Here is a 14,165-nt window from a genome sequence, read left to right as displayed (position 1 = left end):
CTCCACCGTCGCAGGCCGTGCCGTGTCCTCCTTCTTCGCTGCTGTCGAACTCGTTCCCGGTGATCCCATCCTCGGTCTGACCGAGGCCTACAACGCCGATCCGCGCACCACCAAGGTCAATCTCGGCGTGGGCATCTACTACGACGAGGCCGGCCGCATTCCGGTGCTGGACGCGGTGCGCGAGGTCGAGCAGCGGCTGGCTGCCGAGTCCAAGCCGCGCGGCTACCTGCCGATCGACGGCATGCCCGACTACACCCGGGCGACCCGCGCGTTGCTGTTCGGCACCGATTCGCCGTTGCTGGCCGACGGCCGTGTGGCGACCACCCAGACCATCGGCGGCAGTGGTGCGCTGCGCACCGGCGCCGACCTGCTGAAGAAGCTGCTGCCACACGCGACGATCGCGATCAGCAATCCCAGCTGGGAAAACCATCGCGCGGTGTTCGGCGCGGTCGGCTTCGAGGTCGTCGACTACACCTACTTCGACGCCGCCCGCCACGGCATCGACTTCGACGGCATGCTGGCCGATCTGCGCAAGCTCGAGGCCGGCACCGTCGTGCTGCTGCACGCCTGCTGCCACAACCCGACCGGCGCCGACCTCACCGCCGACCAGTGGCGCCAGGTCATCGAGGTGCTGGCCGAGCGCAACCTGTTCCCGTTCGTCGACATGGCCTACCAGGGCTTCGACCAGGGCATCGCCCAGGACGCCGCGGCGGTGCGTCTGCTCGCCGCTTCGGGCATCCCCGAGTTCGTCGTCGCCAGCTCCTACTCCAAGTCGTTCTCGCTCTACGGCGAGCGCGTCGGCTCCCTGTCCGTGGTCTCGGCCAATGCCGAGCGCAGCCGCGCGGTGCAGTCGCAGATCAAGCGCATCGTGCGCGCGAATTACTCAAGCCCGTCGACGCATGGCGCGGCGCTGGTCGCCGGCGTGCTCGGCAGCGACGAGCTGCGCGCGCGCTGGGAGGCCGAGCTCGGCCAGATGCGCGAGCGCATCCACGCACTGCGCGCCGGGCTGGTCGAGAAACTCGCCGCGCACGGCGCGCCGCAGTTCGCCTTCATCCAGGACCAGGCGGGCATGTTCTCGTACTCGGGCCTGAGCCGTGCCCAGGTCGATCGGCTGCGCGACGAGTTCGGCATCTACGCCGTCGGCACCGGGCGCATCTGCGTCGCCGCGTTGAGCCTGAAGACCCTCGACTACGTCGCCGAGGCGGTGGCGACGGTGGCGCGCTGAGCCACGCATGAGCGCCCGGCGGCGTTCGCGATCCCGCAACGCAGCCGGTCGCGTGCGCCCGGGCCCGCCACCGGGACCGGCGCGGCCGCCGTGGTGGCGGCGCGCATTGCGCTCACCACTGGCCTGGGCCGCGGCGTGTACGGCGTTCGCGATCGTCGCCGGGCGTCACGGGATGGCATTCCCGCCGTACCTGGCGGTGTTGCTGGCCGGGGTGCTGTGCGGCGTGTCCTTTGTGGCCGCGACCTTCCGGGTCTCGCCGCCGCGCCTGGGTGTGTGGCTGCATGTCGCCGGTGCCATCGTGGGCGTTGGGGGCGTGGGATGGGCGATCCACGGCGACCTGCCCGATCTGTCGCCGCTGCCCGAGCCGCTGCGCCATGCCGTGCTCTGGCTGCGGCTCGGGATCGCGCCGATGTTCGGCTGGATCTGGTTGGCGTTGCTCGGTCGGATCAGCAGCTATTTCCAACGCGACGCCCAGGCGCGCGCGGCGACGATGACGCGGACGCAGTGGCGCCGCGATGGCGCGGCCTGGACGCTGTGCTTTCCGGCCGTGCCCATGCGCACGCGCACGCTCGTCGCACTGATCGCGTCGGTGACGGTGATCGCCGGGGGCCTGGCGGTCGCCGGCCTGATCACGTTCTACGACGCGACGCTGCGCATCGGTGCCTATGGCGCAATCCTGATTTTCGCATTGGTCGTCGGCATGCCCGGTTACCTGGCGCTGACGGCGCTGCTGCGTCGTGGCACCGAGACCGTGACGCTGCGCATCGATGCCGCACACCTGACCCTGGAACAGGCCTGCCAGCCGCCGCGCGTCTTTGCGTTGCGCGAGCTCACGTTGTTCCGCTGGCAGACCGCGTCCGACCATGCGCGGCTCGAACTCACCGCACCCGGTGTCGAGGCGGTGAGCCTGTTGGCAGGCGTGGCGCGCGTGCCGCGTGGCACCAGCGCCGAACTGCCGGCGCTTCCGCCGCAACTGGTGCAGTGGCTGACCGCGGCGGGCCTGCGCGAACGGCCGGTCCGGGTCGCGGCGCGGCCGCGGACGTTCGCCCGCGACTGACGCATCGGTTCAGGCCTCGCCGCGCTCCGCGCTCGCGGGCGACGGCGCAACCGACGCCCCGGGGCCCGACGCCGTGGCGTCAGGCCGCGGTTTGCGCGAAGTGGCCGTGGAAGCCCAGTGGGAACGCGTACGGCAGCCAGGCGGTCGCGATCGGGCCGTCGCCGATGTGCTGGGCGTCGAGCACCGCGATACCGCTGCGGTCGCGCGTGGGATCGAACAGCGTGCCGACCAGCCAGCCGTCGTCGGGGCGCGTGCTGCCAGGACGCGGGATGAAGACGTGTTCCTCGGCGAGGATGTCGCGCCCGTAGCGATGCAGCGCGCGTCGGCCGGCAACCGGGTCGATCATCTGCACCGCGTTGAAATACGGCGCGGTCGCCTCGCCGGCATTGGTCGGGGTGTAGAGCCGCGCGCCGCGGTCGCTCGGCGTGCGCGCGTCGAACGCCGGGAACTCCATACCGCGCAGACCCGTGGTCTCCCAGCGGCCGCGACCGGTGCGCATGTCCAGCCGCAACTCGACGAGCTCCGCGGGCGCGGCCGGGCCGTGATGACCGAACATCGCTTCGCGATGCGGCGAACGCGCCCTTGCGACATTGGCCAGCCGCATCGTGCGTACGGTGATCTCGCCGTCTCGCTCGAAGGCATCGCCGAAGTGGTAGGCCATCGTGAACTCGACCTCGAAGCGGCGCGCAACGCGGTCGGGGGCGGTCTTGTCGATGACCAGGACCGTGGACGCGCGCTGCGGTGCGAAGGTCAGGCTCTCGAAGAACGACCCGGCCGGCGTGTAGTCGAACGGCGTCAGCAGGAAGACCAGAGACCGGTCGGTCTGCACGAAGGCATGCAGATAGCCGGGCGCGCCCATGTCGTGCACCTGCGCGTCGATCAGCTGTCCGTCGCGGCTGATGTGCCACACCAGCAGGCCGGCGCCGCCGAGCATCGACAGCGCCCCGAAGTTCCACCAGCTGCCGTCGCGGTCCTGCAGCGGGTGGGCCGAGAACGGCAGCGCCTGCAGGTCGGGTCGCCAGGTCTTGGGGCCGATCGTGTCGAGCGCATCGGGCTCGAGCTCGAAGGCCGAGCCGGCCTCGCTCAACGCGAACAGGCGCCCGCCGATGACCACCACCGAGGTGTTGGCGGTGCTGGCATCGTCGTTGTTGCGCAGCGCGACCGGGTCGGCCACCGTGGTGCCCGCGGCCAACGTGTTGAAGCGCCCGGCGCTGCGTTCGCGCTTGAACTTCGGCGTCTGCACCATGCGCCCGCGGTGGGTCACCGAGCCGGCGCCGAACCGCCAGCCGTGGACCATGCCGTCGCCGTCGAACCAGTGCTCGTAGCGGAAGCCGTCGCGCTCGAACCAGGCCGGCCCGTTGCGGTACAAGGTACCGGCGAAGTCCGCCGGCAGGCGGCCTTCGATCTGCACCGTCGTCGGGCCGAAGGCTTCGGCCGACACCTGGCGCCAACCGGCCAGGTACGGGTGCGCGCGTAGGCCGGCGGCGAACTCGGCCGGATCGCCGGCGAACGCGTCGGCGCCGTGCAGCAGGGCGGGCCCGAGCGCGGCGACGGTGGCGCCGGAGAGCAGATTGCGCAGGAAGCGGCGGCGGTCCATGGGCGCTCCTGGGGTCGGCCGGATCAGCGGATCGCGATATCGAGCGCGGTGGTGTCGCGCCCGATCTCGAATGCCGCTTCGTCGAACGTCGGCTTGCGCATCACCCGCGGGTTGTTGCTGAAGCCGTAGCCTTCGACCGGCATACCGGCCAGGTTGGTGTCGAGCTTGCCGTTGCCGTTCTCGTCGTGGATCACCATCAGCGCGTAGCGGCCGGCCGGCACGTCGTCGAAGCGCAGGTGGGTGACCTCGCCCGCGGGGGCCAGCAGGCGGCCGGCGATCGGCGCCGCCTGTCCGGCGTAGCCCGCCGCATCGACCAGGGCGACCTGGAACTGCCCGTCCTGGTTGCGGGCATCGCGGATGGAGACCTCGAGGCTCGCGGCGTGCGCGGGCGCGGCGAAAGCGGCGGCGGCCAGCAGGGCGAACGGGGCGGCGATGGAGACGGGCGTGCGGCGCATGGCGATGTCCTCGTGGGGTGTGGCTACAGTCTCCGTGCGCCGTTCCGCGCCGCCTGCTGCCAGTGGTCATCGATCCGCAGTGCCGGAAGTCACTTTCTGCGCCCCGCCCATTGCCGCCGCCGGCGCCGACTTGCAGCATGGCGCCATGACCCAGCCTCGCCGCCTGTTCGAACCGCTCAATCTCGCCGCGTTGCTGACGCTCGGGGCGGTTGCGTACTCGGTGCGGTACTACGAACCGGGGCGCCAGGCGACGGCCTGGCTGCTGCTCGGCCTGTTCGCCGTCGGGTTCCTGTCGCTGTCGCTGTGGCCGCCGCGGCTGCGACGGGTCAAGCACGCGGTGGTCGCGCTGCTGCCGATCATTGCGCTGGCGCTGATCGCGCTCGCTCCCAAGCCCGGCACAGCGCCGATACTGCTGGTGGTCTGGATCGCGGCGGCGTTCTCGCACTGGCCGCCGCGCGCGGCGACGGTCGCGCTGGTGCTCGCCGACGTCGTCTATTACCTGATCCTCAAGCACATCGCCGGCTTCGGCGCGCCGCTGATGGTGGTGCTGATCTTCGCCGGCTTCCAGGCCTTCGCGGGCCTGTGCATGCACTACGCGCGCAGCGCCGAGCGCACACGCGACACGCTCTCGCGCGTCAATGCAGATCTGCTGGCCACGCGCGCGCTGCTCGCCGACAGTGCGCGCGATGCCGAACGCCTGCGCGTGGCGCGGGAACTCCACGACGTTGCCGGCCACAAGCTCACCGCGATGCGTCTGAACCTGCGTGCGCTCGTCGATGAGCCGGCGTTGGCCGACAACCCGCAGCTGCGCGTGGCCGAACAGCTGTCGGGCGAACTGCTGGCCGACATCCGCAACGTGGTTCAGGCCCTGCGCGAGCGCGGTGGACTGGATCTGGCGACCGCGCTGCGCGCGCTGGCCGCGCCGATGCCGCGCCCGGTGCTGCGGCTGTCGATCGCCGACGACGTGCAGGTGACCGACCCGGCGATCGCCGAAGCGGTATTGCGGCTGGTGCAGGAGGCCCTGACCAATGCCGCCAAGCACGCCGATGCGGACACGCTCGATGTCGCCCTGCACCGTGCGGACGGCGTGCTGCATGTGACCATCGAGGACGATGGCCTGGTGCGCGAGGACTGGCGCGAAGGCAACGGCATCGCCGGCATGCGCGAGCGCCTGGTCGCGCTGCAGGGCCGCGTACGCCTGGCACGCAATGCCCACGGCGGGATGCGGATCGATGCGGAGTTGCCGGCATGAGTGCGACGGCTGTGCGCGTCGCGCTCGCCGACGACCAGGCCTTGGTCCGCGCCGGGCTGCGCGCGCTGCTGGAACGCCAGGGCATCGTCATCGTAGTCGAGGCCGATTCGGGTACGAGCCTGCTCGAGCGGATCGCCGCGCAGCCGGTCGATGTGGTGCTCAGCGATATCCGCATGCCTGGCCTGGACGGGATCGATGCCCTGACCGCGCTGCGCGCGCGCGGCGACACCACGCCGGTGCTGCTGCTGACCACCTTCGACGACAGCGACCTGTTGCTGCGCGCGACCGATGCCGGCGCGCAGGGCTTCCTGCTCAAGGACGCCGCCCCCGAGGATCTGCGCGATGCGATCGCGCGCGTCGCCGCGGGCGAGACGCTGCTGCAGCCGGTCAGCACCGAGCCGGTGCGGGCGCGCTACCGGTTCCACGACGACCAGGCCCCACGCGAGACCTTCAACGAACGCGAGGTCGCGATCCTGCGCCTGCTCGCCGGCGGCTACTCCAACAAGGAGATCGCGCGCAGCCTGTTCCTGGCCGAGGGCACGGTGAAGAACTACGTCTCGGCGATCCTCGACAAGCTCGGCACCCGCGACCGCACGCGGGCGGTGCTCAAGGCGATCACCCTGCGCGTCATCTGACCGGCCCGTCGCCGCGGCGAAGGGGATTGATGCGGATCAAGGCGGCCGCGCCGGGGCCGCGCTAGCCTGATCCTCCCTTGACTGCGCTGGAGCCTGGACGATGGACAAGACGATGAAGGCCGCGGTGGTCCGCGAATTCGGCAAGCCGCTGGTCATCGAAGAAGTCGCGGTGCCGCGTCCGGCGGCCGGCGACATCCTCGTCAAGATCGAGGCCTGCGGTGTCTGCCATACCGACCTGCACGCGGTCGACGGCGACTGGCCGGTCAAGCCCAATCCGCCGTTCATCCCCGGCCACGAGGGCGTGGGCCACGTGGTCGCGGTTGGCCAGGGCGTGACCCACATCAAGGAAGGCGACCGGGTCGGCATTCCGTGGCTGTACTCGGCCTGCGGCCATTGCGAGCACTGTCTGGGCGGCTGGGAAACGCTGTGTGAGGCGCAGCAGAACAGCGGCTATTCGGTCAACGGCGGTTTCGCCGAGTACGCGCTGGCCAATGCCGGGTACGTCGGCCATCTGCCGAAGAACGTCGGCTTCGTCGAGATCGCCCCGGTGCTGTGCGCCGGCGTCACCGTCTACAAGGGCCTGAAGGTCACCGACACCAAGCCCGGCGACTGGGTCGTGATCTCGGGCATCGGCGGCCTGGGCCACATGGCGGTGCAGTACGCCCGTGCCATGGGCCTGAACGTGGCCGCGGTCGATGTCGACGACAGCAAGCTCGCCCTCGCCACGCGGCTGGGGGCGACGGTCACCGTCAACGCCCGCACCACCGATCCGGTCGCCTATCTGAAGAAGGAGATCGGCGGTGCGCACGGGGCACTGGTCACCGCGGTCTCGCCCAAGGCCTTCGAGCAGGCGATCGGCATGGTCCGCCGCGGTGGCACGGTCTCGCTCAACGGCCTGCCGCCGGGCGCGTTCCCGCTCGACATCTTCGGCATGGTGCTCAACGGCGTGACCGTGCGCGGCTCGATCGTCGGCACCCGCCTCGACCTGCAGGAGTCGCTGGATTTCGCCGCGCAGGGCAAGGTCGCCGCGACGGTCTCGACCGACCGCCTGGAGAACATCAACGACGTGTTCTCGCGCATGCACGCGGGCAAGATCGAAGGGCGCGTGGTGCTCGACTTCGCGGCCTGAGCTGCACCGCGCCGTCGGCCCGACTGCGGCCGGCGGCACGGGTGCGTTGCAGGGCGTCTGTTACGGTGCACACCCCCCGTTGCGCCCGCCTGCCGATGCCTCTGCCGTTCGTCGCGTTCCGCGCCACCCCGTTTCTCGCGTCCCTGCCCCTGGCGATCGCCGCCTGCTGCGCCGCCGTGCCGGCCAGCGCGTTCGACGCACCACGCACCCTCGAACGGGTGCGGGTCGACGCCACTCGGCTGCGCGGCGTGTCGGACTTCGACACCCCGGCCTCGGTCGATGCGTTGCGGCTCGACGATGCCGACAGCAGCCGCAGCGGCACTGTCGCCTCCGAGCCGTTGGCCGGCGTGCCGGGCCTGCTGGCGCGCGATCGCCAGAACCACGCGCAGGACACCCAGCTGTCGATCCGCGGCTTCGGCGCGCGTTCGACCTTCGGCGTGCGCGGCGTGCGGCTCTACGCCGACGGCATCCCGGCCTCGATGCCCGACGGGCAGGGCCAGCTCTCGCATTTCAGCCTCGTCGGTGGCGACCGCATCGAGATCATGCGCGGCCCGTTCTCATCGCTGTACGGCAATTCCTCGGGCGGCGTGCTGCAGATCTGGAGCGCCGATGGCGCGCCGGGTGATGACTGGCGGTTCAAGGCCAGTCACGGGCGCGATGCCACCACCAGCCTGGCCGCGCAGCTGCGTGGCGGCAGCGAGACGGTCGGCTACAACCTCGCGCTGTCGCGCTTCGACACCGATGGCTGGCGCGATCACAGCGCCGCGCGCCGCGACTCGGCGAACACGAAGCTGCGCTTTGATCTGGGCGACCGGCGGCGCCTGGACCTGGTCGCCAACTGGGTCGACATCGACGCCCAGGATCCGCTGGGGCTGACCGCCGACCAGGTCCGTGCGAATCCGCGTCAGGTCGCGACGGTGGCGCAGCAGTTCGACACCCGCAAGACGGTGCGCCAGCAGCAGGCCGGCGTGATCTACGAGCACGGCGTGGGCGAGGCGCACACCCTGCGCGCGATGGCCTATGGCGGCGAACGCAGGGTGGTACAGGTCCTGCCGATTCCCGCGGCCGCGCAGGCCAACCCGTTGAACTCGGGCGGTGTGATCGACCTGGACAATGCCTACGGCGGTCTCGATCTGCGTTGGAGCTGGGAGGGCGCACTTGCCGGCCGGCCGCTGGAACTGACCGTCGGCGCGAACGCCGACCGCCAGCGCCAGCATCGCCAGGGCTTCGAGAACTTCGTCGGCGACGCGCTCGGTGTGCGCGGTGCGCGGCGACGCGACGAACGCAACACGGTCGAGAACCGCGACCAGTTCGCGCAGGCGTATTGGGCGTTCGCGCCGCGCTGGTCGCTGCTGGCCGGCGTGCGCCACAGCGAGGTCGAGTTCGTCTCGCGCGATGCCTACGTCACCGCGGGCAATCCCGACGACAGCGGTCGCATCGCTTACCGCCAGACCTCGCCGGTCGCCGGGCTGGTGTTCGCGCCGCGCGACGACCTGCGCGCCTACCTGTCGGCCGGCCGGGGCTTCGAGACGCCGACCTTCAACGAGCTGGGCTATCGCGCCGACGGCGGCGCCGGGTTGGCGTTCGACCTCGCGCCGGCGATCAGCGACAACCTCGAGCTGGGCGCCAAGTGGCGCGCGCCCGCCGGCGCCACCTGGAACGCCGCGCTGTTCCGCGCCGACACCGACAACGAGCTTGCGGTCGCGCGCAATGTCGGCGGCCGCAGCAGTTTCCAGAACGTCGGACGCGCGCGTCGCCAGGGCGCCGAACTGTCCCTGCGCCAGCCGCTGGGCGAGGCCTTCGAGCTCCATGTCGCGGCGACCTGGCTCGACGCGACCTTCCGCGATGCCTACCGCGTCTGCACCGGTGCGGGCTGCACCGTGCCGACGACACCAGTCGCGGCCGGCGCGCGCATCCCCGGTGTGCCGGCGCGCCAATTGTTCGCGCGACTGGACTGGACCGGCGGTCCCTGGAGTGCGGCGATCGAAGGCGTCGGGGTGGGCGATGTGGTGGTTGACGATCTTGCAACCGGCCGCGCCGCGGGCTACGCCCTGCTGCATCTGGAAGGCGCGCGCCGCTGGCACTTCGAGGCCGGGCAGTTGCGCACGTTCCTGCGCGTCGACAACCTGCTCGACCAGGCCTACATCGGCTCGGTGATCGTCAACGAAGGCAACGGCCGGTTCTACGAACCCGGCCCCGGCCGCGGTGTGCTGCTCGGTGCGCAGTGGACCTGGCACCGCTGAGCCGAGGATCAGCGCATCGCGCGCAGACGCCGCCTCACACGTCGCCGCCGCTGGCCCAGCCCTCGCCGGTGCCGCGGTGGAACACCCGGTCGCTGTCCTGCACCGTGCCGGCATCGATCGCGTCCAGCGGTGCCAGCCGTGCATAGATCGGCGCGAAGTCCGGGCGCGTGGCCTCCATCAACTGCTCGAAGCTGTCGATGACGAAGTAGGTCTTCTGGAAGGTGTCGATGCGGTAGCGCGTGCGCATGATCCGCTCCAGATCGAAACCGATGCGGTTGGGCGCGTCGGATTCGAGCGAATGGATCGATTCGCCCTTCGACGACACGATGCCGGCGCCGAAGATGCGCAGACCCTGCGCCTGTCGGATCAGCCCGAACTCCACCGTGTACCAGTACAGCCGCGTGAGGTGCTGCAGCGCTTCGGCACCGATGCCGTGCGCCTTGACCCCGCCGCGGCCGTAGGCCTGCATGTAGTCGGCGAACACCGGGTTCATCAGCAGCGGCACGTGGCCGAACAGATCGTGGAACAAGTCCGGTTCCTCGATGTAGTCGATCTGGTCGGGACGGCGGATCCACCAGGTCACCGGAAAGCGGCGATTGGCGAGGTGGTCGAAGAAATCGAGCTCGGGCAGCAGGCCCTCGACGCCCAGCAGCGTCCAGCCGGTCGCGGCCTCGAGCACGGTGTTGAGCTCGGAGAACTTCGGAATCGCGTCGGGCGTCATGCCCATCGCGTCCTGCGCCTCCAGGAACTCGTCGCAGGCGCGCCCGACCAGCAGCGCGCGCTGGCGCGCATAGAGCGTGGCCCAGGTGGCGTGGTCGTCGGCGCTGTAGTCGTCCCACGGCTGCTCGACGATGCCGGTGGCATAGACCGGGACCTTGCCCTTGTCGGTCTGCAGGTTCTCGACCCGGCGCGGGGCGCTCGAAGGCTGGGCGGACATCGCACGCTCCTAAGAAAACACCAGGCCTCCGACGATAGCGCCACTGGCCCGCAACGGGCTTGCGTTCGTTGCGTACAAAGCCGGTTTTCGCGCAATATCCGTGCGTCCGAACACGAAATTGAGCAATCCATGGCCGCTGCGACGCTGGACCGCACCGATCTGCTGCTGCTCGCCGAGCTGCAGCGCAACGGCCGGCAGAGCAACGCCGATCTCGCCGAGCGCGTGCACCTGTCGGCCTCGGCGTGCCTGCGCCGGGTCCAGCGGCTCGAACGCGATGGCGTCATCGCCGGCTATCGCGCCGAGGTCGATGCCGAGCGGCTGGGGCTGGGGCTGCAGGCGTTTGTGCGTGTGCAACTCAAGCATCACGACAGCGCCGCGGTCGCCGGCTTCGCGCAGCTGGTCGATGACTGGGACGAGGTGGTCGCTTGCCACGCGCTGACCGGCGACATGGACTATCTGCTGCAGATCGCGGTGCGCGACCTGGAGCACTTCTCGCGATTCCTGCTCGACCGGTTGCTCAACCAGCCAGCGGTCGACGACGTCAATTCGAGCTTCGTACTGCGCACCGTCAAGGCCTGGCGCGGGCTGCCGCTGCCGATCTGAGCTGCACCGGATCAGTGCGAACTTGCGCAGGTAGCACCAACATGGTGCATGTCGCCAATCACGTCATCAGCCGGCTGGGTGTAAATCATTGATCTGAAAGGAAGACATCGGTTGGCACGCGGGTTGCTTGTTCACCAATACACCCAACCTCAAGGCGATCGTTCCCGATGTCCATCGACAACGTCGAAAAGCTGATCAAGGACCACAAGATCGAGTTCATCGATCTGCGCTTCACCGACATGCGCGGCGTGCAGCACCACGTCACGTTCCCGCAGTCGATCGTCGAGCCCGGCCTGTTCGAGGACGGCAAGATGTTCGACGGCTCGTCGATCAACGGCTGGCGCGGCATCCAGAACTCGGACATGGTGCTGATGCCCGACGCCTCGACCGCATTTGTCGACCCGTTCACCGCCGACCCGACGCTGGTGATCACCTGCGACATCCTTGATCCGACGACGATGCAGTCCTACGAGCGCGACCCGCGCGGCATCGCCAAGAAGGCCGAGGCGTTCCTCAAGTCCAGCGGCATCGCCGACCAGGCCTTCTTCGGCCCAGAGCCCGAATTCTTCATCTTCGACTCGGTGCGCTACGGCAACGAGATGGGCCATACCTTCTTCCACATCGATTCGGAAGAGGCGCACTGGAACTCATCCAAGGAATACGAGGGCGGCAACAGCGGCTATCGTCCGGGCATCAAGGGCGGCTACTTCCCGGTCGCCCCGCTCGACTCGCTGCACGATATCCGCGCCGAGATGTGCAAGACCCTGTCGCAGGTCGGCATCGAGGTCGAGGTGCACCACCACGAGGTCGCCAACGCCGGCCAGTGCGAGATCGGCACCCGCTTCAACTCGCTGGTCGCCAAGTCCGATGAACTGCAGACGCTCAAGTACATCGTCAAGAACGTCGCCTTCCGCAACGGCAAGACCGCGACCTTCATGCCCAAGCCGATCGTCGGCGACAACGGCAGCGGCATGCACGTGCACCAGTCGCTGGCCAAGGGCGGCACCAATCTGTTCACCGGCGACGGCTACGGCGGCCTGAGTCAGACCGCGCTGTGGTACATCGGCGGCGTGTTCAAGCACGCGCGTGCGATCAACGCCTTCGCCAACGCTTCGACCAACTCCTACAAGCGCCTGGTGCCGGGCTTCGAGGCGCCGGTGATGCTGGCCTACTCGGCGTCCAACCGCTCGGCCTCGTGCCGCATTCCGTACGTCGCCAATCCGAAGGCGCGCCGCATCGAGATGCGCTTCCCCGATCCGATGCAGTCGGGCTACCTGACCTTCGCCGCGCTGATGATGGCCGGCCTGGACGGCATCAAGAACCAGATCGACCCGGGCGGCCCCAGCGACAAGGATCTCTACGACCTGCCGCCGGAAGAAGAGAAGAACTTCCCGACCGTGTGCCATTCGCTCGACCAGGCACTCGAGGCGCTCGACAAGGACCGCGAGTTCCTCAAGGCCGGTGGTGTGTTCACCGACGACTTCATCGACGCCTACATCGCGCTGAAAATGAAGGAAGTCACCGCGTTCCGCGGCGCGACCCATCCGCTCGAATACCAGATGTACTACGCGATCTGATGGGCATCGCGTACGTCATCGCCATGGCTTCGACGGGGCGGCTGTCCGGCCCGTCGCAGCGCGACGGGCGTTCGCCGGGCACGCGCGGCAGTGCCGCGCAAGCGTGCCTGGCTCACCCGCTCGAATACCAGATGTACTACGCGATCTGATGCAAGCGAAGGGCCTGCCATATGGCAGGCCCTTCTTCGTTTCACCGCGCAAGCGGCGCCACACGCAGTCAACGCAGGACCGAACGCGGCCACCAGACGCCACAGAGCGCCGGTCGCGGTGGACGACCGCCAGGGGGCAGGTCGACCCGCCGAAGCACCATCTGCTCGGCATCGCCGATGCAGACAGCAATGACCGGGGAGGGCTTTCCTTTCAGATGAGGAGCCTGTCATGTCGTCATGCAAGCACGTACGCAACGTCCTGCTGTGTGCAGGGCTGCTGTCGGGGAGCGCCGTGCACGCGCAAGTGTCCGGCACGATCACGTTGACCAGCGATTACCTGTTCCGCGGCATCACCCAGACCGACGAGAAGCCTGCCTTGCAGGGCGGCGTGGAATGGGCGCACGACAGCGGGTTCTACGCCGGGACCTGGGGCAGCAGCATCAGTTGGCTCGCCGACAGCGATCCGGCGGTATCCAGCCAACTCGAACTCGATGGCTACCTGGGGATTCGCGGCGACTTCGGTGATTCCGGGCTCGGTTGGGATGTCGGCGCCGTGCACTACTGGTATCCGGGCCGCTACCCCGCCGGCTTCGACAAGGCCGACACCACCGAGCTCTATGCCGGTCTGAGCTGGGGCATCTTGAGCGCGAAGTATTCCTACGCCGTCAGCGATCTGTTCGGCATTCCCGACTCGGACGGCAGCAGCAACCTCGACCTCGGCCTGGGCTGGGAATTCGCCCCGGGCTGGTCGCTCAACGGCGCCGTCGGCAAGCAGTGGGTCGCCGGTCGTGCGGGGACGGCGACCTACGCGTTCTGGTCGGCGGGCGTAGGCAAGGCCTTCGACAACGGCTTCGAACTCGCTCTGACGTGGCACGACAACGACCTCGTCGGTCCCGACGACACCCTCACCTTCGCGATCACCAAGTCGTTCTGACACCGCGATCGCGCAACCGGAGACATCCATGAAACTGATCACCGCGATCATCCGCCCCTTCAAGCTCGACGAGGTCCGCGAGGCGCTCGGTGAGGCCGGCGTGACCGGCCTGACGGTCACCGAGGTCAAAGGCTTCGGTCGTCAGAAGGGCCATACCGAGCTCTATCGCGGCGCCGAGTACGTAGTCGATTTTCTGCCCAAGCTCAAGATCGAATGCGCGGTCACCGATGCGTCCTACGAGGCCGCGCTCGAAGCGATCACCGCTGCGGCGGCGACCGGCAAGGTCGGCGACGGCAAGGTCTTCGTCGTCGCGCTCGAGCAGGCCCTGCGTATTCGTACCGGCGAGATCGGCGCCGATGCGCTTTAACCCCA

At 69.3% G+C, this 14,165-nt stretch carries 14 protein-coding genes; 11 read left to right on the top strand and 3 right to left on the bottom strand.

What is annotated here, in order from left to right; all coding sequences use genetic code 11:
- Positions 1–22: 22 nt before the first annotated feature.
- Positions 23–1,225 carry an amino acid aminotransferase gene (locus MNO14_RS16410; protein WP_241944739.1) on the top strand — a complete coding sequence of 401 codons (1,203 nt, stop codon included), beginning with the start codon at positions 23–25 and terminating at the stop codon, positions 1,223–1,225.
- Positions 1,226–1,397: 172 nt separating this feature from the next.
- Positions 1,398–2,282 carry a hypothetical protein gene (locus MNO14_RS16405; RefSeq protein WP_241944738.1) on the top strand — a complete coding sequence of 295 codons (885 nt, stop codon included), beginning with the start codon at positions 1,398–1,400 and terminating at the stop codon, positions 2,280–2,282.
- A gap of 79 nt (positions 2,283–2,361) precedes the next feature.
- Here the strand turns inward: MNO14_RS16405 and MNO14_RS16400 are convergent, their stop codons facing one another.
- On the bottom strand, positions 2,362–3,879 hold the full coding sequence (locus MNO14_RS16400; protein WP_241944737.1) for a carotenoid oxygenase family protein: 1,518 nt from the start codon (positions 3,877–3,879) through the stop codon (positions 2,362–2,364).
- 23 nt (positions 3,880–3,902) lie between these two features.
- Complete coding sequence (locus MNO14_RS16395; RefSeq protein WP_241944736.1) at positions 3,903–4,334, bottom strand: DUF2141 domain-containing protein; 432 nt, start codon at positions 4,332–4,334, stop codon at positions 3,903–3,905.
- Between the two features lie 4 nt (positions 4,335–4,338).
- On the opposite strand from MNO14_RS16395, the gene MNO14_RS16390 reads away from it, so the two are divergent.
- The 4 genes from MNO14_RS16390 to MNO14_RS16375 all read left to right on the top strand — a co-directional run bounded on the left by MNO14_RS16390 (position 4,339) and on the right by MNO14_RS16375 (position 9,593).
- Positions 4,339–5,586, top strand: coding sequence for a histidine kinase (locus MNO14_RS16390; RefSeq protein ID WP_241946373.1), 1,248 nt, complete (start codon positions 4,339–4,341; stop codon positions 5,584–5,586).
- Entirely contained in the window at positions 5,583–6,221 is a 639-nt protein-coding gene (locus tag MNO14_RS16385) for a response regulator transcription factor (RefSeq protein ID WP_241944735.1), read from the top strand. Before MNO14_RS16390 ends, MNO14_RS16385 begins: the two co-directional genes overlap by 4 nt.
- A 100-nt stretch (positions 6,222–6,321) precedes the next feature.
- Complete coding sequence (adhP, locus tag MNO14_RS16380) at positions 6,322–7,350, top strand: alcohol dehydrogenase AdhP (protein WP_241944734.1); 1,029 nt, start codon at positions 6,322–6,324, stop codon at positions 7,348–7,350.
- 95 nt (positions 7,351–7,445) lie between these two features.
- A complete protein-coding gene (locus tag MNO14_RS16375; RefSeq protein WP_241944733.1) occupies positions 7,446–9,593 on the top strand; it encodes a TonB-dependent receptor in 2,148 nt (715 codons plus the stop codon).
- 34 nt (positions 9,594–9,627) lie between these two features.
- Here the strand turns inward: MNO14_RS16375 and phhA are convergent, their stop codons facing one another.
- Positions 9,628–10,530 (bottom strand): phenylalanine 4-monooxygenase, encoded by a 903-nt coding sequence (gene phhA / locus MNO14_RS16370; protein WP_241944732.1) that lies wholly within the window; start codon positions 10,528–10,530, stop codon positions 9,628–9,630.
- Positions 10,531–10,659: 129 nt separating this feature from the next.
- Between phhA and MNO14_RS16365 the strand changes: the two genes are divergently transcribed.
- From MNO14_RS16365 to MNO14_RS16345, 5 genes are all read left to right on the top strand, one after another.
- Positions 10,660–11,133, top strand: coding sequence for an Lrp/AsnC family transcriptional regulator (locus MNO14_RS16365; protein WP_241944731.1), 474 nt, complete (start codon positions 10,660–10,662; stop codon positions 11,131–11,133).
- 167 nt (positions 11,134–11,300) lie between these two features.
- Positions 11,301–12,710 carry a type I glutamate--ammonia ligase gene (gene glnA, locus MNO14_RS16360; protein ID WP_241944730.1) on the top strand — a complete coding sequence of 470 codons (1,410 nt, stop codon included), beginning with the start codon at positions 11,301–11,303 and terminating at the stop codon, positions 12,708–12,710.
- Entirely contained in the window at positions 12,710–12,859 is a 150-nt protein-coding gene (locus tag MNO14_RS16355; RefSeq protein ID WP_241944729.1) for a hypothetical protein, read from the top strand. The genes glnA and MNO14_RS16355 overlap by 1 nt, the downstream gene beginning before the upstream one ends.
- Positions 12,860–13,088: 229 nt before the next feature.
- Positions 13,089–13,793 carry a TorF family putative porin gene (locus MNO14_RS16350; protein ID WP_241944728.1) on the top strand — a complete coding sequence of 235 codons (705 nt, stop codon included), beginning with the start codon at positions 13,089–13,091 and terminating at the stop codon, positions 13,791–13,793.
- A gap of 28 nt (positions 13,794–13,821) precedes the next feature.
- Positions 13,822–14,160 carry a P-II family nitrogen regulator gene (locus MNO14_RS16345; RefSeq protein WP_241944727.1) on the top strand — a complete coding sequence of 113 codons (339 nt, stop codon included), beginning with the start codon at positions 13,822–13,824 and terminating at the stop codon, positions 14,158–14,160.
- Positions 14,161–14,165 lie beyond the last annotated feature (5 nt).

It is taken from the genome of Luteimonas sp. S4-F44 (genome assembly GCF_022637415.1).
Taxonomy (GTDB): Bacteria; Pseudomonadota; Gammaproteobacteria; order Xanthomonadales; family Xanthomonadaceae; genus Luteimonas.
Note: the sequence above shows the minus strand (reverse complement) of the source record. Positions and strands in the feature narration are given on the sequence as shown.